At 43.7% G+C, this 24,275-nt stretch carries 27 protein-coding genes; 15 read left to right on the forward strand and 12 right to left on the reverse strand.

Going from position 1 to position 24,275, the window contains the following annotated elements; genetic code table 11:
* The first annotated feature begins 2 nt into the window (after window positions 1-2).
* Window positions 3-86 (forward strand): zinc-binding dehydrogenase, encoded by an 84-nt coding sequence (locus tag Q4B79_RS02515; protein WP_303084961.1) that lies wholly within the window; start codon window positions 3-5, stop codon window positions 84-86.
* 84 nt (window positions 87-170) lie between these two features.
* Here the strand turns inward: Q4B79_RS02515 and Q4B79_RS02520 are convergent, their stop codons facing one another.
* Complete coding sequence (locus Q4B79_RS02520) at window positions 171-335, reverse strand: hypothetical protein (RefSeq protein ID WP_303084965.1); 165 nt, start codon at window positions 333-335, stop codon at window positions 171-173.
* Between the two features lie 14 nt (window positions 336-349).
* Between Q4B79_RS02520 and Q4B79_RS02525 the strand changes: the two genes are divergently transcribed.
* The 4 genes from Q4B79_RS02525 to nrdA all read left to right on the forward strand — a co-directional run bounded on the left by Q4B79_RS02525 (window position 350) and on the right by nrdA (window position 4,945).
* Window positions 350-529: a hypothetical protein gene (locus Q4B79_RS02525; protein ID WP_303084852.1), complete on the forward strand. Its 180-nt coding sequence runs from the start codon at window positions 350-352 to the stop codon at window positions 527-529.
* 357 nt (window positions 530-886) lie between these two features.
* On the forward strand, window positions 887-1,660 hold the full coding sequence (locus Q4B79_RS02530) for a DnaA/Hda family protein (RefSeq protein WP_303084853.1): 774 nt from the start codon (window positions 887-889) through the stop codon (window positions 1,658-1,660).
* A 27-nt stretch (window positions 1,661-1,687) separates the two neighbouring features.
* Complete coding sequence (locus tag Q4B79_RS02535; protein ID WP_303084854.1) at window positions 1,688-2,290, forward strand: DUF2057 family protein; 603 nt, start codon at window positions 1,688-1,690, stop codon at window positions 2,288-2,290.
* Window positions 2,291-2,671: 381 nt separating this feature from the next.
* A complete protein-coding gene (nrdA, locus tag Q4B79_RS02540; protein WP_303084855.1) occupies window positions 2,672-4,945 on the forward strand; it encodes a class 1a ribonucleoside-diphosphate reductase subunit alpha in 2,274 nt (757 codons plus the stop codon).
* A gap of 200 nt (window positions 4,946-5,145) precedes the next feature.
* Here the strand turns inward: nrdA and purF are convergent, their stop codons facing one another.
* From purF to Q4B79_RS02555, 3 genes are all read right to left on the reverse strand, one after another.
* Window positions 5,146-6,660 carry an amidophosphoribosyltransferase gene (gene purF, locus Q4B79_RS02545; RefSeq protein WP_303084856.1) on the reverse strand — a complete coding sequence of 505 codons (1,515 nt, stop codon included), beginning with the start codon at window positions 6,658-6,660 and terminating at the stop codon, window positions 5,146-5,148.
* Window positions 6,661-6,771: 111 nt separating this feature from the next.
* The gene (locus tag Q4B79_RS02550; RefSeq protein ID WP_303084857.1) at window positions 6,772-7,275 is read right to left on the reverse strand and encodes a CvpA family protein; all 504 of its coding nucleotides are present in this window, start codon (window positions 7,273-7,275) and stop codon (window positions 6,772-6,774) included.
* Entirely contained in the window at window positions 7,275-8,345 is a 1,071-nt protein-coding gene (locus Q4B79_RS02555; RefSeq protein ID WP_303084858.1) for a quinone-dependent dihydroorotate dehydrogenase, read from the reverse strand. The genes Q4B79_RS02550 and Q4B79_RS02555 overlap by 1 nt, the downstream gene beginning before the upstream one ends.
* Window positions 8,346-8,545: 200 nt before the next feature.
* Here Q4B79_RS02555 and Q4B79_RS02560 point away from each other — a divergent pair, with 200 nt between their 5' ends.
* Complete coding sequence (locus Q4B79_RS02560; RefSeq protein ID WP_303084859.1) at window positions 8,546-9,379, forward strand: ABC transporter substrate-binding protein; 834 nt, start codon at window positions 8,546-8,548, stop codon at window positions 9,377-9,379.
* Between the two features lie 57 nt (window positions 9,380-9,436).
* On the opposite strand, the gene Q4B79_RS02565 is transcribed toward Q4B79_RS02560, so the two are convergent.
* The 6 genes from Q4B79_RS02565 to xthA are packed head-to-tail and all read right to left on the reverse strand — an operon-like array spanning window position 9,437 to window position 14,431.
* Window positions 9,437-9,928: a histidine phosphatase family protein gene (locus Q4B79_RS02565; protein ID WP_303084860.1), complete on the reverse strand. Its 492-nt coding sequence runs from the start codon at window positions 9,926-9,928 to the stop codon at window positions 9,437-9,439.
* A 24-nt stretch (window positions 9,929-9,952) separates the two neighbouring features.
* Entirely contained in the window at window positions 9,953-11,251 is a 1,299-nt protein-coding gene (locus tag Q4B79_RS02570) for an NAD(P)H-dependent glycerol-3-phosphate dehydrogenase (RefSeq protein ID WP_303084861.1), read from the reverse strand.
* Between the two features lie 20 nt (window positions 11,252-11,271).
* Complete coding sequence (locus Q4B79_RS02575) at window positions 11,272-11,850, reverse strand: nitroreductase (protein WP_303084862.1); 579 nt, start codon at window positions 11,848-11,850, stop codon at window positions 11,272-11,274.
* A 21-nt stretch (window positions 11,851-11,871) separates the two neighbouring features.
* Window positions 11,872-12,963, reverse strand: coding sequence for a cell division protein ZapE (zapE, locus tag Q4B79_RS02580; protein ID WP_303084863.1), 1,092 nt, complete (start codon window positions 12,961-12,963; stop codon window positions 11,872-11,874).
* A gap of 8 nt (window positions 12,964-12,971) precedes the next feature.
* Complete coding sequence (locus tag Q4B79_RS02585; protein WP_303084864.1) at window positions 12,972-13,601, reverse strand: alpha/beta hydrolase; 630 nt, start codon at window positions 13,599-13,601, stop codon at window positions 12,972-12,974.
* A 14-nt stretch (window positions 13,602-13,615) separates the two neighbouring features.
* A complete protein-coding gene (xthA, locus tag Q4B79_RS02590; RefSeq protein WP_303084865.1) occupies window positions 13,616-14,431 on the reverse strand; it encodes an exodeoxyribonuclease III in 816 nt (271 codons plus the stop codon).
* A gap of 121 nt (window positions 14,432-14,552) precedes the next feature.
* On the opposite strand from xthA, the gene Q4B79_RS02595 reads away from it, so the two are divergent.
* Entirely contained in the window at window positions 14,553-14,996 is a 444-nt protein-coding gene (locus Q4B79_RS02595) for a thioesterase family protein (RefSeq protein WP_303084866.1), read from the forward strand.
* 302 nt (window positions 14,997-15,298) lie between these two features.
* Window positions 15,299-17,155 (forward strand): RNA polymerase sigma factor RpoD, encoded by a 1,857-nt coding sequence (rpoD, locus tag Q4B79_RS02600; protein ID WP_303084867.1) that lies wholly within the window; start codon window positions 15,299-15,301, stop codon window positions 17,153-17,155.
* A 67-nt stretch (window positions 17,156-17,222) separates the two neighbouring features.
* Here rpoD and Q4B79_RS02605 read toward each other — a convergent pair whose 3' ends face one another.
* Window positions 17,223-18,443: an NRAMP family divalent metal transporter gene (locus Q4B79_RS02605; protein ID WP_303084868.1), complete on the reverse strand. Its 1,221-nt coding sequence runs from the start codon at window positions 18,441-18,443 to the stop codon at window positions 17,223-17,225.
* Window positions 18,444-18,733: 290 nt separating this feature from the next.
* On the opposite strand from Q4B79_RS02605, the gene Q4B79_RS02610 reads away from it, so the two are divergent.
* The 3 genes from Q4B79_RS02610 (at window position 18,734) to bfr (Q4B79_RS02620) (ending at window position 20,343) form a co-directional block, all read left to right on the forward strand.
* The gene (locus Q4B79_RS02610) at window positions 18,734-18,928 is read left to right on the forward strand and encodes a bacterioferritin-associated ferredoxin (RefSeq protein ID WP_303084869.1); all 195 of its coding nucleotides are present in this window, start codon (window positions 18,734-18,736) and stop codon (window positions 18,926-18,928) included.
* A gap of 434 nt (window positions 18,929-19,362) precedes the next feature.
* On the forward strand, window positions 19,363-19,857 hold the full coding sequence (gene bfr, locus Q4B79_RS02615) for a bacterioferritin (RefSeq protein ID WP_303084870.1): 495 nt from the start codon (window positions 19,363-19,365) through the stop codon (window positions 19,855-19,857).
* A 12-nt stretch (window positions 19,858-19,869) separates the two neighbouring features.
* Window positions 19,870-20,343: a bacterioferritin gene (bfr, locus tag Q4B79_RS02620; protein WP_303084871.1), complete on the forward strand. Its 474-nt coding sequence runs from the start codon at window positions 19,870-19,872 to the stop codon at window positions 20,341-20,343.
* A 75-nt stretch (window positions 20,344-20,418) separates the two neighbouring features.
* Here the strand turns inward: bfr (Q4B79_RS02620) and Q4B79_RS02625 are convergent, their stop codons facing one another.
* Entirely contained in the window at window positions 20,419-22,167 is a 1,749-nt protein-coding gene (locus Q4B79_RS02625) for a glutamine--tRNA ligase/YqeY domain fusion protein (protein ID WP_303084872.1), read from the reverse strand.
* Window positions 22,168-22,310: 143 nt separating this feature from the next.
* Between Q4B79_RS02625 and Q4B79_RS02630 the strand changes: the two genes are divergently transcribed.
* The 4 genes from Q4B79_RS02630 (at window position 22,311) to Q4B79_RS02645 (ending at window position 24,256) form a co-directional block, all read left to right on the forward strand.
* The gene (locus Q4B79_RS02630; RefSeq protein ID WP_303084873.1) at window positions 22,311-22,562 is read left to right on the forward strand and encodes a type II toxin-antitoxin system Phd/YefM family antitoxin; all 252 of its coding nucleotides are present in this window, start codon (window positions 22,311-22,313) and stop codon (window positions 22,560-22,562) included.
* Window positions 22,555-22,812 (forward strand): Txe/YoeB family addiction module toxin, encoded by a 258-nt coding sequence (locus Q4B79_RS02635; RefSeq protein ID WP_303084962.1) that lies wholly within the window; start codon window positions 22,555-22,557, stop codon window positions 22,810-22,812. The genes Q4B79_RS02630 and Q4B79_RS02635 overlap by 8 nt, the downstream gene beginning before the upstream one ends.
* 67 nt (window positions 22,813-22,879) lie before the next feature.
* Complete coding sequence (locus tag Q4B79_RS02640; protein WP_303084874.1) at window positions 22,880-23,389, forward strand: peptidylprolyl isomerase; 510 nt, start codon at window positions 22,880-22,882, stop codon at window positions 23,387-23,389.
* A 66-nt stretch (window positions 23,390-23,455) separates the two neighbouring features.
* The gene (locus tag Q4B79_RS02645) at window positions 23,456-24,256 is read left to right on the forward strand and encodes a UDP-2,3-diacylglucosamine diphosphatase (RefSeq protein ID WP_303084875.1); all 801 of its coding nucleotides are present in this window, start codon (window positions 23,456-23,458) and stop codon (window positions 24,254-24,256) included.
* The last annotated feature ends 19 nt before the right edge of the window (window positions 24,257-24,275 follow it).

Genomic DNA, 24,275 nt, shown 5'->3' on the forward strand with positions numbered 1-24,275 from the left:
AAATCTTTGCCTTTGATGAAATGGTTAAAGCTCACGAATATATGGCAAGCAATCAGCAGATTGGTAAGATTGTGGTTAAGGTTTGATGATTTGAAAACACCGCTTTTGTGATAAGGGCGGTGTTTTTCTTGCTAAATTTTGCAAATAAACTTTTCAGGCTGCCTTGCCTCCTACACAATCCGCCCAAACATCATCTCATCATCTTTTAATCGTTGCATATCTCGCAAAGGCGGCTGCCCAAACAGCCGAGCATATTCACGATTAAACTGGCTCACGCTTTCATAGCCCACTTCCCGAGCCGTATTATTACCGCTCTTTGCCGACCGAATTGGCAAAAAAATGCTTTGAAATGAGCGAAAACGGGGCAACCCGTGCCGACATCGCCAAGGTAATGAACGCTGGCACAGGAATGCGTTTGGGTATGCTGGAAGGCGATTTTGATAATGGCTATGTGTCAGTGGGCAATGGCATTTCACAAATCCACAAAATCAAAAGCGTGAAAGAATTGATTGATGAGTTGATGGCTTAATTAAAAAACACCGTTTAAATGAGAATTTGAGCGGTGTTTTGATTTTTTAGAAATAATATACCATTTCATTTGCCTTTACCCCCAACACCCCTTATAATGGTGCGATTTATGAGCCACGACCATGATTTGACCCGTTATTATTGTGATGTGGTGGTGGATTTGACGGATTATAAAACCATCTTATGACCCAAAGTGATGGTTCGATGCATCGATTTTGTTACTAAATTATTGCTAAATTGTAGTTTATATCACAAAGTTCCAGTATGTCATTATTTTTACTTGCAAAATTTTAAAAAATTTGATATATATAACGCATTTTAAATGTCGCCCATGTGGCTTGTTGGGGTTGTTGCGATTATGACAGATTTGTTTCAGTCCGCCTTAGAACTTGATATGCAAGAGGAGTCCCAGCTTTCGGATTTTACCTCTGTAGGTTATCAGGCGGTCGTCATCGCCTCCCAAAAACTTTGTCAAGGCGAATTACCCGAAATCTTTATTTACGGCAAAAAAGGCTCTGGCAAATCCCACCTTGCTCTTGCCATCTATAATGAATACACCAAAACAGGCAAAACAGCCGTCATCTTATCCCTATCCAAGCTGATTGAGAGTGAAGGCGATGACACGTCCGCCTTGCAAGGTTTGCAGTTATTTGACCTTGTGATTTTAGACGACATTGAGGCGATAGCAAGCAGTAGCGAATGGCAAGAGGGCTTATTTCATCTTATTAACGAGCTTCGGCGCGAACAAAAACAACTGGTGTTTTTAACCAATAACCCTGCTCGTGAACTGCCTATTGATTTACTCGACTTGCTGACCAGACTCTCTCTTGCTCCTGCATTTAGATTGCCTGATGGTGACAACCCTGCCGACAGAAAAGCGATACTAACTTCCATATTAAGACGCAAAAACTGGCGACTACCCCCCCAAATTTTTGACTATCTTGTCAGCGATGGTCCATATAACGCCTCAGACATGATGAGCGTGTTGGACAGTATTGCACCACAGCTCTCTCATTTGGGGCGTGCACATGTTAGCAAAAAAACCATTGACACCACCAAAAAAATCATTGATAAGGAAACCTTGCTTTTGGAGCTGGGCGAATATCTTGATGAATTTGGCGATGAAACATAGCCCCCATATTGACCCCAAGGATTTATCATGAAAAAACTCTATGCATTACTTGCACTGACCTTATCCATGCCAACATTGGCACAAGTGCAACTTTTGGTTGATGAAAACATCAAGGTTACCGCCATTAACGGCAAAGAAGTCAAGCATGGCGCCCTACAACCCCTAAGACGCGAATTTAACTTAGATGCAGGTCGTCATGTGATTAGTGCACGTTACGACCGTTTATTTGATTTAACTCGTGGCGAACATGATTATGTTAAATCAGGCAACGTTACCGTTACCGCTGATTTAGCAGATAATCAAACTTATCATCTAACCATGCCAAATCAGCCAAACACCCACAAAGAAGCCAAAGAGTATGCCAAGTCCCCTACACTTGCCATTACCCAAAATAACAACATCATTACCCAAGAAAAATCAGACGGTAGCCAAGCAGGGCTGTTGTCGTCACTAGGTGGGCTGTTTGGGCGTGATAATGTCGCCGTCATCGATAACCAGCAAGCCATCGCCGCCATCACGCCTTCCGCCCCTACTCCCACCACCAAAGACAATCTAGATGGTTTTATGCAACTTTGGCTAAATGCCAGCCCAGAGGAACGCGAAAAAATCCGCCAATGGATTGAAAAATAACACTCTGTTTATAAGAACGCTCCGCTGTGGGGCGTTTTTTTGGCTGTTTTATAAAAGCACTCGTGTCACGCTGTGATTTGACACCCAGACCATTTATCCTCTTAAAAGCACCGCCTAAAAAAATTTTATTTTCTTTAAAAAAATGCTTGACAAGCCCTAAGCGTTACAGCGTCTTTTATGCAGGCGTGTCCTTAAATTTTTGGATTTTTCATTCATAATTTTTTTAAAAATACAAGCTAGTATTTTAAAAATTTTTAGGATATATTGTGCTTCCTTAGAAATACGTTACTACATCTAGTGGTCGATATTTAGACGAAAAAACTATCTAAGTTATTGAGATTGTATGACTTTTTATAATCAATAAGTAAGTATGGGGCAATCATGACGCACATAGACCAAATCAAAGTGAAAAAACGTGATGGTACGTTTGAGCCAATCAACCTAGACAAAATCCACAAAGTCATCACATGGGCAGCCGAAGGACTTGACAACGTCTCTGTTTCACAGGTTGAGCTAAAATCCCACATTCAGTTTTATGACGGTATTGCCACCAAAGACATTCACGAAACCATCATTAAGGCGGCGGCCGACCTCATCAGTGCTGATGAGCCTGATTATCAGTATCTATCCGCTCGCCTTGCGATTTTTCATTTGCGTAAGATTGCCTATGGCGACTTTGAGCCACCACATCTATATGACCACGTCAAAAAACTCACCGACGCTGGCAAATACGACCCACATATCTTGGCTGACTATGAACGTGCCGAATTTGACGAACTTGATGCCTACATCAACCACGACCGAGACATGAATTTTGCTTATGCTGCCGTTGAGCAGATGATGGGTAAATATCTGGTGCAAGACCGTGTAACCAAGCAAGTCTACGAAAGCCCCCAATTTTTATACGTTTTGGTGGGTATGTGCCTATTTGCCAGCTATGACAAAGCGGTGCGACTAGACTATGTCAAGCGTTTTTATGATGCCACCAGTCAATTTTATATCTCGCTCCCCACCCCCATCATGTCAGGTGTGCGTACGCCCACTCGCCAGTTTAGCTCGTGCGTATTGATTGAGTGTGATGACAACTTAGACAGCATTAATGCCACCACCTCCGCCATCGTCCGCTATGTCTCTCAGCGTGCAGGCATTGGCATCAATGCAGGGGCGATTCGTGCCTTAGGTTCGCCCATTCGTGGTGGCGAGGCACAGCACACAGGGTGCATTCCCTTTTTTAAAATGTTCCAAGCAGCGGTCAAATCCTGCTCACAAGGTGGGGTGCGTGGCGGAGCGGCGACCCTATTTTATCCGCTTTGGCATTTGGAGGTGGAGAGCCTGCTTGTACTTAAAAACAATCGTGGCGTGGAGGACAACCGTGTTCGCCACATGGATTATGGCGTGCAAATCAACAAAACACTCTACACTCGCCTCATCCAAAACAAAGACATTACCCTATTCTCCCCATCGGATGTGGAGGGCTTGTATGAGGCGTTTTTTGCTGACCAAGCAGAATTTGAACGCCTATACACACTTTATGAGAATGATGAGAGCATTCGCAAACGCAAAATCCCTGCTCGTGAACTGTTTAGCCTCATGCTCCAAGAGCGAGCCAGCACAGGGCGAATTTATGTGCAAAATGTCGACCATTGCAACACCCACAGCCCCTTTGACCCAGCCGTTGCCCCCATTCGCCAGTCTAACTTGTGCATGGAGATTGCCCTACCCACCAAACCGCTTGACAACATCAACGATGAGCATGGCGAGATTGCCCTTTGTACGCTGTCTGCCATCAACTTGGGTAAAATCAACCAAGTGGAGGACATGAAAGAGCCTGCCGAGCTGATTGTGCGTGCGTTGGATGCTTTGCTGGATTATCAAGATTACCCTGTTATCTCCGCCAAAAATGGTAGCATGAACCGCCGTACCTTAGGCGTGGGCGTGATTAACTATGCTTATTATCTTGCCAAAAATGGCACTCGTTATTCAGACACTAAGGCACTTGGACTCACTCATCGCACCTTTGAGGCGTTCCAATACTATCTGCTAGAAGCATCGGTCAAACTTGCCAAAGAAAAAGGGGCTTGCCCTGCCTTTGGCGAGACGACCTATGCTCAGGGTATTTTACCAATTGATACCTACAAGTCCGATCTTGATGACGTGTGCGATGAGCCATTGCGCTTAGATTGGGAAAAATTGCGTGCCGACATCAAAACCTACGGACTTCGCAACTCCACCCTATCTGCCCTCATGCCGTCTGAGACGAGCTCACAGATTGCCAACGCCACCAACGGCATTGAGCCTCCTCGTGGACTGGTCTCCGTCAAGCAGTCCAAAGACGGCATTTTAAAACAGGTCGTGCCTGACATTGAGCGTTTGCGGTTTGAGTATGAATTACTCTGGCAAATTCCTGACAATAGCCATTATCTAAAACTTGTCGGTCTGATGCAAAAATTCATTGATCAAAGCATATCCGCCAACACCAACTACGACCCCGCCAAGTTTGAAGGCGGTAAAGTGCCAATGAAACTGCTCATTCAAGACCTCTTGACCGCTTACAAATATGGTGTCAAAACCTTGTATTATCATAACACCAGAGATGGTGCGGACGACTCACAAGGCGAACTTGATGATTGTGCCGGTGGGGCGTGTAAAATCTAACCGCCAAACGCCCAATAACACAAGATTTAAAAGGTGATTGAGCAACAACCAAGCAAGGTCAAAAAAATCCACCATGATATCATGATGGATTTTTTATTTGTTAAAGCATTAGATTATTGAGCAACAACCAAGCAAGGTCAAAAAAATCCACCATGATATCATGATGGATTTTTTATTTGTTAAAGCATTAGATTAAGGATTTATTCCACAATACCCGTAATATCCACAGAGTTATCTGTTGCTTGCTTGGCTTTGGTGCCATCACTACGTTTAGCTTGTAATTCTTGCAGATATTCTTCGGTAATCTGACCTGCCACATAACAACCATCAAACACCGAACAATCAAAACCATCTACTCGGCTATATTTGGTGTTATTTACCGCTTCCACCAAGTCATTTAAATCCTGAAATATCAAACGGTCAGCACCGATAATTTCTCTGACCTCATCAACCGTGCGTCCTGACGAGATGAGCTCGCTTTTAACAGGCATGTCAATGCCGTAGACATTGGGGAAAATCACAGGCGGTGCAACGGACGCAAAAAAGACGTTTTTCGCTCCTGCGTCTCGTGCCATCTGAATGATTTCGCCACAGGTAGTGCCACGCACGATGGAATCGTCTACCAGTAAGACATTTTTGTTTTTAAATTCTAGTGGAATGGCATTTAGTTTTTGGCGAACACTCTTTTTACGCAGAGACTGACCAGGCATGATAAAAGTACGCCCAATGTAGCGGTTTTTATTAAAGCCTTCACGATACTTCACCCCCAAATGCATGGCACATTCTAGGGCGGAGTTACGAGAAGTGTCAGGAATGGGGATAACGACATCAATGCCGTGATCTTCGCCCCATTCTTGGACGATTTTTTTGGCTAATTTCTCCCCCATTCTCATGCGTGCCTTATGTACCGAGATGTTATCAATGATACTATCAGGGCGTGCAAAATACACATACTCAAAAATACAAGGCGTGTATTTGGTCTTTTGGGTGCATTGCTTGGTGTATAAGTTGTGGTTTAGGTCGATAAATACCGCTTCACCAGGTGCAATATCACGCACTATCTCAAAACCAAGTGCCGTCAGTGCCACAGACTCAGAGGCAATCATATATTCTGTGCCTTGTGCGGTTTGGCGTTGTCCGTAGATAAGCGGGCGAATACCGTTAGGATCACGAAACGCCAACATGCCATGACCTGCTATCATCGCAACCACACCGTATGCTCCCTCACAACGCTCATAGACGGCATTTAGACTAGAAAATATATCATCAGGGGTAAGCGTGCTTTTCGTAAATTCTTGCAACTCATAAGCTAAGATGTTTAGTAGCACCTCAGAGTCTGAATCTGTGTTTAGATGACGGCGGTCTTGTTCTTGCACTTCTTTGGCAAGTTTATCGGCATTGGTAAGATTGCCATTATGAGCCAAGGCAATACCATAGGGGGAGTTTACATACAAGGGCTGAGCTTCGGCGGTGCTTGATGTGCCAGCGGTTGGATAACGCACATGTCCAATGCCAAAATCACCCAGCAATCGCACCATGTGTTTGTTTAAAAACACATCACGTACCATACCATTATCTTTGCGTAAATAAAAGCGATTATCCTGCAAAGTAACAATGCCTGCTGCGTCCTGACCTCGATGTTGAAGCATGGTCAAACCATCATACAACATCGGTCCTACTGGCTCATACGCACATATACCAATCACACCACACATAGTTCATTACTCCAAAACTGGCACTGCCAATGATTAATACAGGGCGTGTTGCACTCAACAATATCAATGACAATACGCCAATTTAAAATTTTACACCCCAAACCCCTAAAATCACTGATAGGGATTTTGTATTTGCGACCACGTTTCATTGAAAAGCTGGGTAACCAACATACGTGCCACGGGCGAAAAAGGAAGTAGACTTTGAGCCAGAACAGACTCCTGCCAACTAGGCATACGCACCAAAACTGGCGATAACACACTCATGATAATCAGCACCTTTATCACGCCTTTGGTAGCACCCAATACACCACCCAATATTTTATCCAAAAATGTCAATCTTAAAATACTGATGGTTTTGATGATTATCCATGATATGACATGAGCAAAGCTGATAACCACCAAGACAATCATCAAAAATGCCAATGAGATTTGCAATACTTCGCCATCAATCACACTCACAAATAGCGGAGAAAAATCCTTGGCTAGGATAGATGCCATTACCAAAGCGACAAGCCAAGCAACAAGTGAGATGGCGGTTTTTATTGCTCCCACACGAAAACCACGCCACAGCCCCATTAGCACCACAAAAGCGATGGCAATATCAATCATACTCATTAATCACTCTGATGATTGTCGTTTTCTAGCTTGGCAAGCTCACGCTCTCTATCCTTGTAGTCTGCGATACTTTGGACACAAGATTGCACGAGTGATGGTCCTTTAAAAATCAAACCAGAGTACAGTTGTACAGCAGTTGCTCCTGCTTTTAATTTACGCACCGCCACATCGCCTGCATCAATTCCACCCACACCGATCAAATCCACCTTATCAGACAGCCTTTGGGAAAATTCACTTAAAATCTGCGTGCTTTGGTAACTAAGCGGTCTGCCTGATAAGCCCCCTGCTTCATCAGCGTACTCTTGGTCTTCTACGCCTGCTCGTGATAATGTGGTGTTGGTGGCAATCAAGCCATCAATCTCAAACTCGATGAGGTTTTTGGCGATGTCGTCAATCTGAATCTCTTCTAAATCAGGGGCGATTTTTAGGGCAAGTGGCACATAAAAGCCATGTTGGGTGGCAAGCTTGGTATGGTGGTTTTTGATGCCATCTAGCAGGCGAGCCAACTCGGTCGAGCCTTGTAGTGAACGCAGATTGGCGGTATTGGGACTTGAAATATTAATGGTAATGTAGCTTGCATGTACATACACCCGTTCTAGACAAAACAGATAATCATCGAGGGCGTTTTCGATGGGTGTGGTGGCATTTTTGCCGATGTTAATCCCCAAAACCCCTTTATACTTGGCACGCTCGATGTTGGCAATCATACGCTCCACACCGTCATTATTAAAGCCCATACGGTTAATGATGGCACCGCTGTCAGTTAGGCGAAATAGGCGAGGTCTGTCGTTACCAGATTGAGGTTTTGGGGTAACTGTACCAACTTCCAAAAAGCCAAAACCAAGCTCTGAGAGTGCATCAATATACTCGCCATTTTTGTCAAGTCCTGCTGCTAGCCCCACAGGGTTGGAGAGGCTAATACCCATGCAGTTAGTGGGTAGCGATTGGCGAGGGTAGGCAAACCCCAACAAGCACGCCTTATGAAGTCGCTCTAAGTTTTCAAGCGTCCACTCATGTGCACGTTCAGGTTGCATCGAAAACAAATAAGGGCGAAGTAGATGGTACGACATGACACTCTCAAAATTTCAACATCTCCCCATTATAGCATAAATCTCCTTAAATATTAAATAGTGCATCTACCCAATCTAGATGAAAAACAATGAATTTTCTCATGCTTGATAAGTACAGCATACAAATGTATAATAAAGAGGTGGGTTATGTCTTGTTTGGCATAATTTCACGCATTCACATCTCATTTAAAGGTAACGCTATGAAAATTCAGTACATTGCCTCTCTTGCTATTCTCATGGGGGGGGGATTAGTCGGCTGTGGCGATAAGCCAGCTTCTACCACCGCACAAAAACCAGAATCTACACCCACACAAGCCACCGCTAGTGCAACGCCCGCTCTGCCTGATGACGCTCCCGTGTATAAGGTTGCGACCACAGGTACTAGCACGCCCATGAGCTTTAAGAGTGAAACCAATCAGCTGACAGGCATCGACGTTGATGTCATCACTGCCGTTGGTGAGCGTGAGGGCTTTAAGGTTGAATTCATTCCTGTTAAATGGGGCGAGCTATTTACAGGTCTAGACGACAAACTTTATGATATTGCCATCTCAGGCATTTCATGGACAGAAGAACGTGCAGGCAAATATGGTGCATCCGATAGTTACTTCTTCTCCCCTGCTGCCTTTGCTTATATCGACAATGGCAAACCCATGACTTCTTTGGCAGACCTAAAAGGCGTAAAAGTTGGTGTGTTATCTGGCGCCAAGCACGAGCAAACCGCCAAAGACGCTGGCGCCTCTGAGGTTATTACCACCAATCGTGGCTTTGAGGCGTTTACCTTGATGGTGCAGGGACAAGTTGATGCGTTTATGCATGACTATGTTGACCTAAAAGAGTTCCAAAAGAACTATCCTGACCATAAAGTTGTCATTCAAAACATCGAAGATGAGAGCAACAAAAGTGCTCATTATACCGTTCTAACCCAAAAAGACAATACCGAGCTTTTGGCTAAGATTAACTCAGGCATCGAAAAACTAAAAGCTGATGGCACACTAGATAAAATCTCCGAAAAATATCTAGGTAGCGAAAAATAAACCAAACAGCCATTTAAATAGCACAGACAAATTTGTTTGTGCTATTTTTATGTCAAATCAAGGCTGTTTTGGACTAAATTGCCCAAGTTGTGTTGCCAGCCCCTCAGCGACAACTTTGGTGTCTAGTACTCGACATTCGGCAAGCTCAAACATGGCAGGAGGCAAGCCGTCTAATATCGCCACCATGCGAGCGACAATCGGCATGTGACAAACGATGGCGATGGTTTTGTCGTGTTCGTACCCAAAATGCTGAACCACAATCCGCTCAATGTCCGCCACGCCTTGCACAGGGTCATCATCAGGCGTGATGGCATCAAGCGTGATAAATAAGGGGTTTTGTCCGTTATCATTTACTACTTTTTGTAAAATTTTGGCGGTTTGGTCGGCACGGTTAAAGGGGCTGGCAATAATCATGTCAAGTGTGTGATTTTTTGCCACATAATCAGCGGTTTCATGGGCTTGGATCTCTCCAAATTCGGTCAAATTTCGCCCTGCATCATCAGCACAGTAGGCGGTGGCTTGTCCATGACGGATAAAGATGAGTTTCATGATTTGTCCTTAAAATAAGAGCGATTATTCGTCTGTTTGCTCATTTTTGGGTTTGTTTTCTTTGGTGGCTTTTAAAACTTTATCAAACTCTTTGGAGAGTTTTTCATTACTTTCATCATGAGGCATGACAAATTCCACATCGCTACGAAAGCCCGTTTCCATGAGATTGACCGCTACGCTCAGGGCGGATTTGTTGTCATAAAGCACCGCATAGAGGGCGTGAGTGATGGGCATATAAATGCCCAGTTTTTTGGCTTGCTCCTCGACTTGGGCGATGGTGTTGACCCCTTCGGCGGTTTGCCCCAGTTTTTTGATGGCGTTTTCTAAGGTCATGCCTTTGCCAAGCATGTTGCCAATTTGATAATTTCGGCTTAGGGTGGAGTTACAAGTGGCGTACAAATCACCCACGCCTGATAAGCCCAAAAAGGTTAAAGGATTTGCTCCCACCGCCACCCCAAATCGGCTCATCTCCGCCAACGCTCGGGTAAGGAGCATGGCTTTGGTGTTCTCGCCCACGCCATAAGCATTTGCCATACCCATCGCCACCGCATAGATGTTTTTTAACGCTCCGCCCAGCTCCACACCTTTGACATCATCGGAGGCAAAGACTCGAAAAAAAGCACTGTGTAATGCCGTTTGTACCGCCGTTCGCAGTTGCTCTGAGGGGCTGGCAATGACGCTCGCTGATGGCATGTTGTTCATGATTTCAAGGGCGAGGTTTGGACCGCTCATCACCCCAAAATTGACTTGTGGTAACTCATCCTGAATGATGTCGCTCATCAGGGCAAAGGTTTCTTTTTCGATGCCTTTGGTAAGTGAGACGACTGCTTGGTGTGTGATGAATGGGCGAATGTTTTGCAAGGTTTCACGCACCGCAGAGCTTGGTACAGCGATAAAGATGATGTCTTTATTTTTGACCGCTTGTGCCAAATCATGGCTAAACATCAAGCCCTCATCTAGGGTGTGATTGGGTAGGTATTTTTTGTTAATGCGAGTTTTGTTAAGGGCTTTGACGGTTTTTTTATCACGTACCCACAGGGTGGTTTCACAGCCATTTTTGGCGGACAAATTTGCCATGGCTGTACCAAAACTACCGCCACCCAGCACCGCAATGCGTAAGGGGGTTGGCATATTTTTATCAACATGAATGCCAAGTTTGCTAGGGTCTGGCACTTTTTTGCGTTTTTTGGCAAGATACGCCAAATTCGCCAAAATCCCCCCTTCAGCCTCTGATTTTTCTAGGAGGTGTTTTGCCTCCTCGATGCCTTGACTGGCAACTTGGGCGATTTTTTGGACTTTGGGGTTATTTTTTGACAATTTCATGGATTGCCCCTTTTGGTTATTTATAAATCAAATTTGACAAAATCCGCCAAATCAACCATTTCACGCTCTGGCATGACGATGTCGCTTGACCCCACATAGATAAAGCCACACACCACGTTGTCATCACTGACACCAAAATGAGCTTTGACGGCAGGTTCATTGCACAAATCGCCTGTTCGCCATACGGTGTGATAGCCTTGACTTTCAAGGGCAAGTAGGAGGTTTTGAATCACCGCTCCTACGCACAAAAGTTGCTCAAATTCGGGGACTTTGGGGTGGGCTTTGTAGTCAGTCGCCACCGTGATAATCATCGGAGCTCGTTTTGGCATGTTGATGAGCTTGGTGCGGGCGGTGTCGTCCAGCGTCTCGCCCAAACGTTCGGCTTTTTCCAAACCTGCCTTTAACAAAACTTCCCCAAACCGCTCCAACGCCTCGCCTGTCATCACCGTAAAATGATAGGGTTTTAGCTCTTTGTGATCAGGGGCGGTTGTGGCACAATGTAAGGCAACATTCAACTCATCAGGGGTAGGCATGGGGAGGGTGAGTTTGCCAATGCTACGGCGAGCCTCAATTTGGGCGATAAAGTTGTTCATACTCATTTTGATTACTCGTTACAAAACCTATTCTACACGATGCTCTTGTGCCAAATACTCTTCTGATTGCATTTCTAAGAGGCGTGAGCGTGTCCGCTCAATCTCAAAGGCTAATTTTTCGCCTTGATAAATCTCCAAAATGGACTGCTCGGCACGCACCAAAAGCTTGACACGGCGGTCATAAAATTCGTCCACCAAATAAATAAACCGTCTGACAGGGTCAGCCAAAACATCATTTAAGACAGGAACGTTTTCGATAAGTACCGTATTAAAGTTATTGGCAAGCTCAATAAAATCACTTGCCGAACGTGGCTCCATGCATAACTCACGGAAATTGACAAGGAGCATGGTTTCGGTACGCTTGATGATGGTCAAATGACGACCACCCACCAAAATCGGTTCACTGCTGATACTTTGTCCCATGGTTAATGTTTCAAAACGCTCATTAAGCCAACCGTCCGTCTCAGCGGTCAGGGGAGAGACATACAATTTGGCTTGCTTTAAAAGTCTTAGGCGATAATCCGTCCCAGAATCGATGTTCATCACGGTGGTATGCCTCTCAACTTGCTCAATGGCGGGCAAAAATCGGTCTCGATGAATGCCGTTTTTGTACAGTCCTGATGGCTCGATGTTGGAAGTCGCTACAAGCGTAACCCCACGCTCAAACAGCATGGTAAACAAATCCCCCAAAATCATGGCGTCCGACACATTAGACACAAAAAACTCATCAAAGCAAATAACCACCGCTTCGCCATGAATGATGTCGGCAACTTTTTGCAGGGGATTGACTTGACCTTGCAATTTGACAAGCTCAGATTGCACTCGTTTCATGAAGTGATGAAAGTGCATTCGCATTTTTCGCTCAATCGGCAAACTGTCAAAAAACATGTCCATCAGCCACGTTTTACCACGCCCCACTCCGCCCCACATGTACAGTCCTTTGGGTGGAGTAGATTTGGTTTTAAATAAACTTGCCAAAAATCCTGACGGAGCATTTTGACTGGCGATAATTTCATGATGCAATTTATCCAAATAAGCAACGGCTTGTGCTTGGATTTCATCACGACTAAAATCGCCTGTCGCTAGGGCTTGTTCGTATTTTTGTAAGGGAGTTGTCATTTTTGTCCTTAAATTTGCAAAAGTGCTTTTAGCTCGCCAAGTCGCCCATGAAAAAAATGCCCTGCCTCATTCATCACTTTGGTGCTTATGCCAAAATCATCGGCAAAGTCCGCCATGATATTAGGTTTGACAAATTCGTCTTGGTCGCCATAAATCATCAGCGTTGCCTTTGGTAGTGTCAAGCCTGTGGGGTCATTTTTTTCAACAGATGGAGCGATTAGGGTTAATTGTTGTATGACTAAATCAGGATAATCGCTTAAAATTTTATCTGCCACACGACAAGCAATAAACCCGCCAAACGAAAATCCTGCCAGCCAAATTTTCTTAACACCAGTCTGTGCCAACGCCCAGTCAAGCACACAAAGGCTGTCGGCAAATTCGCCATCGCCATACTCAATCTGTCCGCTTGATTTACCCACGCCACGATAATTAAATCGCACGACATTCATGCCATGTTCACGACAAAAACGAAATAAGGTCGTGATGACTTTGTTATTCATGTCGCCCCCTGCTTTGGGGTTGGGGTGCAATATCAAGGCAAGCGTGTCGCTATTGGTAAATGAGGTTTCTGCTTCAAGCACGCCATCATTACCCATGTGCAAGGCTGGTATTAGGGTGATTGGTTTTAAATTTTTCATTATCTATTGAACCATTATAACACAAATTTCGCCCAAATCGGTGCGTGGTCAGACGGCTTCTCCATACCACGAATTTCATAACTAATCCCTGCCTCCACACAATCAGCGATGAGCTTATCGGTGCATAAAATATGGTCAATACGCAAACCCCGTTTTGGTGTGTCCTCAAACCCTTTGGAACGGTAGTCAAACCAACTAAACTCATCGTTGGCATCAGGCTTAAATTTACGATAGGTGTCGTACAACCCACAGCCCATGAGCTTATCATACCACTCACGCTCCTCTGGCAAAAACGAACACATCCCGTTTTTTAGCCAGCGTTTGGCGTTTGCCTCACCAATACCCACATCATTATCCTGCGGAGAAATGTTCATGTCTCCCATGACCACAAGCTCCCTGCCCTGCCCTTTTAACTCATCAATATAGCGAATCAGGTCGGCATAAAAGGCACGTTTCATGGGATATTTGGTTTCGTGAGACAGGTTTTCGCCTTGTGGAAAATAACCATTAATCACGTCAATCTCTCGCCCACCCATGTCAAATCTGGCATGAACCAACCGTCTTTGAGCATCAGGGTCAGCAAAGGGAAAGCCTTTTTGGACAAAAATCGGCTTGGTTTTGGATAAAATTGCCACGCCATAGTGTGATTTTTGCCCAAAAAACTCCACATGATAACCCAGTGCCTCCACCTCAGCAAGTGGAAATGCCTCATCATGGACTTTGGTTTCTTGTAGTCCGATGATGTCCGCTCCCAACACATCACGCACAGCGATGAGCTGGTGGGGTCTGGCACGAAGTCCGTTGATGTTAAAACTGACAAATGTTGTCATAAAATACCCATCTTGAAAATTAGCTATTGTAGCAAATTTTAAAAATTTTTGTAAAATTTGTACCACTTGACTTATTTTAGTGTACAATGGTTCAATTTTATAAAATCCTCATAGGCACGTCATGACCACACCTATTTTTAGCAATCGTTATAAAGTTTATATCAATCACACGGATGCAGGTGGCATTGTTTATCATGCCAACCATCTGACATTTTTTGAAAACTGTCGTCGAGACTGGCTATCATCGCTTGGGTTTCATGGTTATTTTTTTGACGAAAATGGCACGGCTGATAGCACCAATCACAAACAAGGCAAAATACATTTTGTGGTTAGTCGTGCTGATTTGACCTATAAATTACCTCTTTTGGTTGATGATGAGATTATTGTTACCGTGCATGACATCATCAAAAAATCCGCCAGCCTCATCATCACTCAGTACATCTATCGCTCTGACGAGGATTTTAAACAAGGCAAAATCGCAAGCTGTGGCATTATCACACTTGCCTGCGTCATCAATCATGACTCTGGCATCTCCCCTCATCGCCTGCCATTGGCATTTCGATAATGCCCTCAAAAGTTCTTATTTGACCATAATTTACCAAAAATCATTTTTTGTGGTAAATGAAGTGTTTTTTGGGTGAATTTGGTTTTGGTGTTTGGTGTGGTTTTTAAATAAAATGGATTATGTTAAATAAATTTACCATGATGTTATTTTAATGCAGATTGGACTGGTATGCTGTTGACGCTCTTTGGGTAATGATGGATTTATCTTAAAATAGCCCCTTGAAAAAACACACAAATTCCCCATTTATCCCCTAATTATGTTATAATCCATCTCTTTGCATTTTTAGGCATAAGTGAGTATTCATGAGCGAACATTCTACGTCCCAACTAGCCGCCCTTATTCAACTTGGCAAAGAACAAGGCTATCTGACCTATGCCGAGATTAATGACCAACTACCAGAATCCGTTACCGAAAGCGATCAAGTAGAAGACATCATCGCCATGCTGGCTGATGTAGGCATTCCTATTTATGAGGTTGCTCCTGACGAAGATGACATCATTCTTACCAACTCAGGCAATGATGACGAGATGGCGGCTGACGAGGCGGCAGCAGTGCTTGCTAGCGTGGAGACCGAACCAGGTCGCACTACTGACCCTGTGCGTATGTACATGCGTGAGATGGGAACGGTGGATTTGCTCTCTCGTGATGGCGAAATTGCCATTGCCAAACGTATCGAGGAAGGTACACGTGAAGTTCAGTACATCATGGCGTATTGGCCAGGCACAGTAAAATTTGTGCTTGATGAGTATGCTCAGGTTCAAACAGGCGAGAAAAAAATCTCTGACATTGTTACAGGCTTCTTGACCTTAGATGATGGCGACTTTGAACTCAATGAGCACGATAGCGACATTGAACTTGATATCAACGATGACCGAAGCGTTGATGATGACCTAGAAGAAGACAGCGATGATGGCATGAGCATGGATAACGACCATGATGACAGCGGTCTTGACCCTGAGGAGGTAAAAGCTCGCTTCGACGAAATCCAAAGCCTCTTTGATAACGCCAAAAAAATGCTTGATAAGCACGGACGAAGCAGTGATGAGGCCAAGATTGCCTATGACGAGCTTGCCACTAAGTTCATGCTCCTAAAACTCAACAACCGCCTCTCCGACCAAATCATGTCTCTCATGCGTGAAGTTTATGAAGACGTGCGTGCCACCGAACGTCAAATCATGCGGTTGGTTATCAGACGTGGCAAAATGCCTCTTGACGAATTCAAAAAAACTTTCCCAAGCAACGAAACCAACATCGAATGGCTCTCTCATCGCATCGAGGGTAAGCCAGCCTTTGCTCATACATTAGAGGCGATTTTGCCCGATGTTGTCGCTCTGCAACAAAAAATCCTTGCCCATGAAGAAAACTTACAAATGAACATCAAGGACATGAAAGCAGTCGCTCGCCAAATGGCAATCGGTGAAGCCAAAGCCCGCCGAGCCAAAAAAGACATGGTGGAAGCCAACTTACGTCTGGTAATTAGTATCGCCAAAAAATACACTAATCGTGGTTTACAGTTTCTTGACCTCATCCAAGAGGGTAACATTGGTCTGATGAAAGCGGTGGATAAGTTTGAGTATCGTCGTGGTTATAAATTCTCAACCTATGCAACATGGTGGATTCGCCAAGCCATCACTCGCTCTATCGCTGACCAAGCTCGCACCATTCGTATCCCCGTCCACATGATTGAGACGATTAACAAAATCAACCGTGTCAGCCGTCAGCTACTCCAAGAAATGGGACGTGAACCCACCCCAGAGGAGCTGGGCGAACGTCTTGACATGGACGAAGCCAAAGTCCGCAAAGTCCTAAAAATCGCCAAAGAACCCATCTCTATGGAGACACCCATCGGCGATGATGAAGATAGCCACTTGGGCGACTTTATTGAGGATAGCACCATTTCTAGCCCAGTAGAAAGTGCTACCGCTGAGGGGCTTCGTGAGGCTACTCGTGAAGTGCTTGACAATCTTACTGAACGTGAAGCCAAAGTACTAAAAATGCGTTTTGGTATTGACATGGCAAGCGACCATACCTTAGAGGAAGTAGGCAAACAGTTTGATGTTACCCGTGAACGTATCCGCCAAATTGAGGCTAAGGCTCTGCGTAAGCTTCGCCACCCTTCTCGCTCGGAACATCTACGCTCATTTTTAGAAAATGACTAAAACACAATAATCTTTCTTGCAAAAAGAAATAAACCGACATCACGTCGGTTTATTTCTTTTATTTTGTTTAGCCGATGATCTTAAAAAATTGCAACAAAAACAAGATGGTAAAACCAGACAAGAATACAATCCCTGATAAGGCATAGACATTCATCATGGAGCTTAGTTTGCCATGACTTTTAGCAAGGGAGTAGTTTAAATAGGCAAAAATTGGTGCCGAAACAAACGCACTAATCATCGCAAATTTTAAAAGCATTGCCATCTGACCCATAAAAAACGCAATCAAAATCAAAGCCCCCACAGCGATGGCACTCGTCCAAATCATGATCATTTTTCTGTCAGGCTCTGTATGACGAATCAGACCCAAACTCTCAGCAGCAGCACGTCCATAACCATCAATGCACGTGATGACCGTACCAAACATGCACAAAAATGCCACAAATGTTACCAAAATACGAGACCATTCACCAATGGTGGCAGTGTACATATTGATAAGCTGACCCACGTATGCACCGCCTTGCATGCTGATTTCTTGACCTGTGCCATACTGCACAAATACTCCCAACGCCAAGAAAAACAGTGCCAAAATCGCTGATGTCATATAACCGACATTAAAATCAAGCAACCCTTGCTCACGTGTGGGATTATCTTCTTTGATTTTGCGGGCAGTCCACACCGAAGAGATGACAGAAAATTCTAGCGGTGTTGGCATCCAACCCATCAGAGCAATGATAAAGCCAAGAGATGCTAGATTCCATGGTGATACGGGAACAAAATCTGGCACAGGCGGTGTTGCTTGCAATCCTGCCACGCATACCGCAGCAATCGTCGCTACCGTTAGCGAAATAATAATCCACTTAGTCAAATTGTCCAGCAGTTTAAAATGCCCCGCCACAAGCATAAACCATGACACCACCATCACAACAACAGATAATGTAATGGAGGATAAACCAACAGGAATCATATATCCAAGGATTGTCGCCGCCAAAAGTGCAACCGCCCCTGTGCTGATAATCCCAGAACAAATACAAAGTACGTAAAAAATCCACAAGTACACTCGTGATTTTTTGGCATAACCTGCGATGAGGCTATCGCCTGTCTCATAAGCGTAGTTGGTTCCGAAACGAAAAAACGGATACTTAAAAAAGTTTGCCAAAATAATCATGATGGCAAGTTGCCAACCATAAAGTGCCCCAGCCTGAGTGGAAGCCACTAAGTGTGAACCACCAATCGCTGCTGAAGCCATCAAAATACCCGGACCAAATGCCCGCCAATTAATATTTTTCATGATAAATTCTCAATAACAAAAATACCACAAAAGAGTAACATATTATGCTATTTTATTTTATGATTTTTACTTATCAATTTATTTTTATTATTAAAAAATCACAATAATAATTTCTGGTAGCCACTCCCCTCCCCCACTCATTTTAACAGATTTAATTTTTTAAAATTTTTTCATTCAAGTTGTTAATTAACGCTTGCAAATAATAATAATTATTGCTAATATAGCGTTATCAATCGCTAATGCTAACAGTTTTTATTTTTGCTAAAAATTCTCGGTTTAAGGATATCGCCATGTATGTTTGTATCTGCCATGACATCAAAGACTCCCAAATCAAAACAGCCATGCAACAGGGCATTGATAGTTTGGAATCCCTCCAAAGCGAGCTGTTGGTTGGGACATGCTGTGGGTGTTGTGTGCCGATGGTGCAAGATTTGCTTGACGAACATCATGCAACATGCCCCACGATAGATGCAATGGCAGTTTGACAATCATCTCGTAAGGTAACGATAATGTAATAAAATATTAATTTTGTTACATTATTGTTTCTTTATTTTTTGTACTTTATGCAAGCTCCATTTAATTGAAATCATTAATAGCTATTTATTTTCAATTTTATAAAATTAAACAAAAATGAATATCGATCATCAATAACAACAAATTAGCAACCATTATCAAGAATTAACAAAAATATAAATAAAATCATAAGGCTATAATAAGACCCAATTACCCGATATTTCACTGTTTCTTGATGGAGTATTAGGTGTGAATTTTTGTTATTATGATAGCCATTCTCATACTGCAAGTCGTTCGCAGTTCATTTGCCATACAATTTTACCCTTGCCCAAATCCACACTTGTGCTATGATATGCACCATGCAGCATTCGCTGATATATCCATCAATATCATAAGGGTATTTAATATGAAATCATCTCAAAAAGTCATTGACTATCTTAACTTTCTTTTGGCAGGCGAGCTAGGTGCCAGAGACCAATACTTTATCCACTCACAAATGTACGCTGAATGGGAGCTTGGCAAACTACACGACCGTATCTATCATGAGATGGAGGATGAGACGTTGCATGCTCGCCTTATCATCAACCGCATCATCATGTTAGGTGGCACGCCAAACATGCAAGTGGGCGAGATTAACATTGGTGCAGACGTGCCTGCCATGCTAAAAAGCGACCTTGACCTAGAATATGCCGTTCAAGAGCACCTAAAAGAGGGTATCGCCATCTGTGAGGCGGAGCGTGATTATGTCACTCGTGATATGCTCGTAGGTCAATTAAAAGACACCGAAGAAGACCACGCCCACTGGCTAGAAAAACAGCTACGCTTGATTGAGATGATGGGTTTACAAAACTACCTACAAAGCCAAACCGCTGAACCAAACATGGTTGCTTCTGCTCACTAATGGAGGCGTGATATGAAAGGCGACAAAGACGTTATCCGTCAGCTAAATTTGGTCTTAGGGCAATCTCTAATTGCCATCAACCAGTATTTTTTGCATGCTCGTATCGTTAAAAACTGGGGCGTAGAGGAGCTTAACGACTCATTTTTTAAGCAATCCATTGCTGAGATGAAATGGTCTGATGAATTGATTGAGCGTATTTTACTGCTTGAAGGTTTGCCAAACTTGCAAGATTTGGGTAAACTTATGATTGGCGAGAGCGTCCAAGAAATCCTAGATTGCGATTTACGTTTAGAAAAACGCAAACAAGACGTGTTGATTGAAGCGATTGGTGTATGTACCGAAAAACGTGATTTTGTTTCTCGTGAACTGCTCATCAAGCTTAAAGATGGTAATGAGGAGTACGCCGACTGGCTCGAAACCCAGCTTGAAAAAATCGACGATATTGGCATTCAAAACTACATTCAATCCCAAGCTACCGAAGATTGATAGAATCACAAAAACACCCCAAACATTAAATTTGGGGTGTTTTTAATATCACACAAAAAGCCAGCATTCTTTTAATCACTTAAACCCGTCTTTTAAGCCCACAATCTGGTTAAAGACAGGTTTGTCGGCGGTATGCTCTACCCTATCTGCCACAAAGTAGCTTTCACGTTCAAACTGGAATTTGTCATCAGGGTTGGCTTGTGCCAAAGATGGCTCAACCACCGCATTGATGATTTGTACCGAATTAGGATTAATGTGTGTTAATACCCACAGCGTGTCATCGTCCGCCTCTGGATTTTGTGCTTTGATGTTGGCGATATGCTCATCTGTCAGCTCATCGTCCTCAAAGAGCAAATGTTCATACAGTCGCACGGTGGCAGGTACGCCATGCGTGGCAGATACCCAATGAATCACGCCCTTAACTTTGCGACCCTCTGGGTTATTGCCAAGCGTTTTTTCGTCAATGGTAGCGATAAGCTCCACGACTTCGCCATTTTCATCTGTGATATGTTCCTCTACTTTTAACACATAGCTGTTACGCAGACGAATCTCGGAGTTAGCGGGCGAGAGGCGTTTATAACCGTCTGGCGGATTAAGCTTAAAGTCTGATTTATCAATATAAATTTCTTTGGTAAAAGGAATATGGCGGTCTGTACCGTTTGTGTTGGTTTGGGTCAGCCACAGTACGCCATCATCAAGGCGAGCTTTGACCGTGTCTTTTTTAAGTGTTTCAAAATCTGCCACCGCCTCCTCAAAATTTTTGATGGTAACTTTGAGCGGACGAAGTACCGCCATACCACGATTGGCGGTATTTTCTAGGGCATTACGAATGCTAAATTCAAGCTGACCAAAGCTGACCACGCCGTCCGCCTTAGACACGCCAATGCGTTCACAAAAATCTCGCAAGCCCTCTGGTGTATAGCCACGCCGTCTCATGCCAGCGATGGTGGGCATGCGTGGGTCGTCCCAACCTGACACCACGCCCATCTCGACAAGGCGTTTTAATTTACGCTTGGAAGTTAGGGTATGGTCGATGTTTAGACGACTAAACTCATACTGGCGTGGTGGCACCTCAAAGCCCACTTTTTCTACTACCCAATCATAAAAAGGACGATGGTCTTCGAACTCCAACGTACAAATCGAATGCGTGATGTTCTCGGTAGCGTCCGACAACGGATGAGCGTAGTCATACATCGGATAAATGCACCATTTATCGCCCGTTTGGTGGTGATGAGCGTGCAACACACGATAAATCACAGGGTCTCGCATGTTCATGTTGGGGTGATTCATGTCGATTTTGGCACGCAGTACCGCCTCGCCCTCTTTGTATTTGCCGTTTTTCATGTCGTCAAAACGAGCTAAATTTTCTTGGGTAGTGGCATTACGCTGTGGTGATTCTACCGAAGGTTTGCCAAAACCGCCACGATGCTCACGAATCTCATCAGGTGTTTGCAAATCCACATAAGCGTCGCCTTGACGGATAAGCTGTATCGCCCATTCATAGAGTTTATCAAAATAATGAGAGGCATAACGCACCTCGCCTGCCCATTTAAAACCAAGCCATGCCACATCTGCCTTAATGCTGTCCACATAGTCTTGTTTTTCGGCGGTGGGGTTGGTGTCGTCAAAGCGTAGGTTGCACAAGCCGTTAAATTCTTGTGCCACGCCAAAATTTAGACAAATGGATTTGACATGACCGATATGCAAATAGCCATTTGGTTCGGGTGGAAAACGAGTAATGATACTGTCGTGTTTGCCAGAGGTCAAGTCATCACGAATGATTTGGCGGATAAAGTTGTTTTTTTCGGTGCTGATGTCGCTCATGATTTTTTCCAAAATTTTAAAAGGGTAAATTTGGTTATTTTAGCACACTTTTGCCACAAATTAACAAATTCCCTTGCAAAATCTCATTGCCAATTACCGCCAAAAATAGTACAATAATACGTACTTATTTAAGGAGAAATGTCATGCAAGTGATGAATTATAGTGAATTTCGCCAAAACCTCGCCTCCGCCCTTGATTATGTCGAGGACACACACGCCCCTGTGATTGTCAAACGAGGTAAGACTTCGGCGGTGGTTATGAGTCTTGATGAGTATAATTCTCATATGGAAACCATACATCTACTATCAAACCACACCAATGCCGAACGATTAAAACAAAGCATTGAGCAATACAAACAACACAAAACCATTCAAAGAGAGTTGATTGATGCTTAGTTGGACGGATAACGCTTGGGAGGATTATTTGTATTGGCAAAGTCAAGATAAGAAAACCTTAAAACGCATTAACGCCTTAATTAAAGACTGTCAGCGTAGCCCCTTTGACGGCATTGGCAAGCCCGAACCATTGCGGTATAATTTGGCAGGTTTGTGGTCAAGGCGAATTGATGATAATCACCGTCTGGTTTATAATTTTGAAAATGAAGTTTTAACCATTTTTGCCTGCCGTTATCATTATGACTCATAAGTTTTTGCTAAATTATTCGCAAGTTGGTATAATAGCCAATAATTTTCACTTCACCTAAGGAATCCCTATGGACATGCCTGTTGTACAATTTGACACCACACACGGTGCGATTGTCATTGAACTTAACGCCGAAAAAGCCCCTGTAACTGTTGCCAACTTCCTAGACTATGTCGAAAGCGGTCATTATGATGGCACGATTTTTCATCGTGTGATTGATGGCTTTATGATTCAAGGTGGCGGTATGGACAGCGAGATGAACGAAAAGCGTACTGGCACACCAATCAAAAACGAAGCCGACAACGGTCTTAAAAACGAAGTTGGCACGATTGCGATGGCTCGCACTTCCGACCCACATTCTGCCACTGCTCAATTTTTCATCAATGTTAAAAATAACGACTTTTTGAATTATAGCAGTCCAACCCCGCAAGGCTGGGGCTATGCCGTATTTGGTAAAGTTACCGATGGCATGGACGTGGTTAATCAAATCAAAGGTGTACCGACTGGGCGTTATGGCTATCATGCTGATGTACCCACCACACCGATTGTGATTAACTCTGCCAAAGTGATTTCTAAGTAATGCTTTTTAAGTAATCTTAGTAAATTTTTGCTAAAATAAGGGTAATTTTCTCGCTCTTATTTTTTTATGCAAAATTTTGACCACTTACTAACCACACGCCCCCACGACATTCATACGGTATTTGTCAGCGATTTGCATTTGTCAGATGGCACGCCCTTACTTATTCAAGCATTTTTGGCATTATTAAAAGATTTGACCGTCTTGCCAAATTTGCAAAAGCTGTTTATTTTGGGGGATTGGCTGGATGGCTGGATTGGCGATGATGATTATTTAAGTTTAACGGATAATGAAAAATCCACGCACTTTTTGACACCAATTTTAACTGCTTTACAAAAATTATCCACCAAAACAACCATATATATCATGCATGGCAATCGAGATTTTGCCATTCGTCAGGGGCTTTGTGATACTTTAAATGGCAAACTCATCAAAGAGCCTTATTTTTTAAAGTTGGATAAAAATTATCGTCTTGAACATGGCGACCGCCTTTGTACTGATGATAAAAATTATCAACGCTACCGCAACATCATACGAAACCCTGTGATTTCATGGCTTTTGTTAAAACAGCCCCTTACCAAACGCCGACAGCTTGCCCAAAAAATCAAAGCCAAATCCCACCATGACAAATCCAGCAAATCCACCGCCATCATGGATGCCAATGCGTTGGCAGTCAAACATGCCTTAGAGACTTGTGATGTGTTGATACATGGACATACACACAGACCTTGTGCGCACGATGAACAGGGCAAGCAAAGATTGGTACTGGGCGACTGGCGATGTGATGATCGTACCGCTCATGCTGTGATTGGGGCGATGGTGGCGAATGAGGGGGTGGATTTGTGGAAGTTTTGTTATCGCTTGTGGTAATGCTCGTCAACTTTTCGTT

The organism is Moraxella sp. (assembly GCF_030525845.1).
In the GTDB taxonomy this organism is placed as follows: Bacteria; Pseudomonadota; Gammaproteobacteria; order Pseudomonadales; family Moraxellaceae; genus Moraxella.

Excerpts from the sequence above, each read along its gene's own strand:
- Q4B79_RS02525 (WP_303084852.1), top strand. The coding sequence starts at position 350 with ATGAGCGAAAACGGGGCAACCCGTGCCGACATCGCCAAGGTAATGAAC.
- Q4B79_RS02530 (WP_303084853.1), top strand. The coding sequence starts at position 887 with ATGACAGATTTGTTTCAGTCCGCCTTAGAACTTGATATGCAAGAGGAG.
- Q4B79_RS02535 (WP_303084854.1), top strand. The coding sequence starts at position 1,688 with ATGAAAAAACTCTATGCATTACTTGCACTGACCTTATCCATGCCAACA.
- nrdA (WP_303084855.1), top strand. The coding sequence starts at position 2,672 with ATGACGCACATAGACCAAATCAAAGTGAAAAAACGTGATGGTACGTTT.
- purF (WP_303084856.1), bottom strand. The coding sequence starts at position 6,660 with ATGTGTGGTGTGATTGGTATATGTGCGTATGAGCCAGTAGGACCGATG.
- Q4B79_RS02550 (WP_303084857.1), bottom strand. The coding sequence starts at position 7,275 with ATGAGTATGATTGATATTGCCATCGCTTTTGTGGTGCTAATGGGGCTG.
- Q4B79_RS02555 (WP_303084858.1), bottom strand. The coding sequence starts at position 8,345 with ATGTCGTACCATCTACTTCGCCCTTATTTGTTTTCGATGCAACCTGAA.
- Q4B79_RS02560 (WP_303084859.1), top strand. The coding sequence starts at position 8,546 with ATGAAAATTCAGTACATTGCCTCTCTTGCTATTCTCATGGGGGGGGGA.
- Q4B79_RS02565 (WP_303084860.1), bottom strand. The coding sequence starts at position 9,928 with ATGAAACTCATCTTTATCCGTCATGGACAAGCCACCGCCTACTGTGCT.
- Q4B79_RS02570 (WP_303084861.1), bottom strand. The coding sequence starts at position 11,251 with ATGAAATTGTCAAAAAATAACCCCAAAGTCCAAAAAATCGCCCAAGTT.
- Q4B79_RS02575 (WP_303084862.1), bottom strand. The coding sequence starts at position 11,850 with ATGAGTATGAACAACTTTATCGCCCAAATTGAGGCTCGCCGTAGCATT.
- zapE (WP_303084863.1), bottom strand. The coding sequence starts at position 12,963 with ATGACAACTCCCTTACAAAAATACGAACAAGCCCTAGCGACAGGCGAT.
- Q4B79_RS02585 (WP_303084864.1), bottom strand. The coding sequence starts at position 13,601 with ATGAAAAATTTAAAACCAATCACCCTAATACCAGCCTTGCACATGGGT.
- xthA (WP_303084865.1), bottom strand. The coding sequence starts at position 14,431 with ATGACAACATTTGTCAGTTTTAACATCAACGGACTTCGTGCCAGACCC.
- Q4B79_RS02595 (WP_303084866.1), top strand. The coding sequence starts at position 14,553 with ATGACCACACCTATTTTTAGCAATCGTTATAAAGTTTATATCAATCAC.
- rpoD (WP_303084867.1), top strand. The coding sequence starts at position 15,299 with ATGAGCGAACATTCTACGTCCCAACTAGCCGCCCTTATTCAACTTGGC.
- Q4B79_RS02605 (WP_303084868.1), bottom strand. The coding sequence starts at position 18,443 with ATGAAAAATATTAATTGGCGGGCATTTGGTCCGGGTATTTTGATGGCT.
- Q4B79_RS02610 (WP_303084869.1), top strand. The coding sequence starts at position 18,734 with ATGTATGTTTGTATCTGCCATGACATCAAAGACTCCCAAATCAAAACA.
- bfr (WP_303084870.1), top strand. The coding sequence starts at position 19,363 with ATGAAATCATCTCAAAAAGTCATTGACTATCTTAACTTTCTTTTGGCA.
- bfr (WP_303084871.1), top strand. The coding sequence starts at position 19,870 with ATGAAAGGCGACAAAGACGTTATCCGTCAGCTAAATTTGGTCTTAGGG.
- Q4B79_RS02625 (WP_303084872.1), bottom strand. The coding sequence starts at position 22,167 with ATGAGCGACATCAGCACCGAAAAAAACAACTTTATCCGCCAAATCATT.
- Q4B79_RS02630 (WP_303084873.1), top strand. The coding sequence starts at position 22,311 with ATGCAAGTGATGAATTATAGTGAATTTCGCCAAAACCTCGCCTCCGCC.
- Q4B79_RS02635 (WP_303084962.1), top strand. The coding sequence starts at position 22,555 with ATGCTTAGTTGGACGGATAACGCTTGGGAGGATTATTTGTATTGGCAA.
- Q4B79_RS02640 (WP_303084874.1), top strand. The coding sequence starts at position 22,880 with ATGGACATGCCTGTTGTACAATTTGACACCACACACGGTGCGATTGTC.
- Q4B79_RS02645 (WP_303084875.1), top strand. The coding sequence starts at position 23,456 with ATGCAAAATTTTGACCACTTACTAACCACACGCCCCCACGACATTCAT.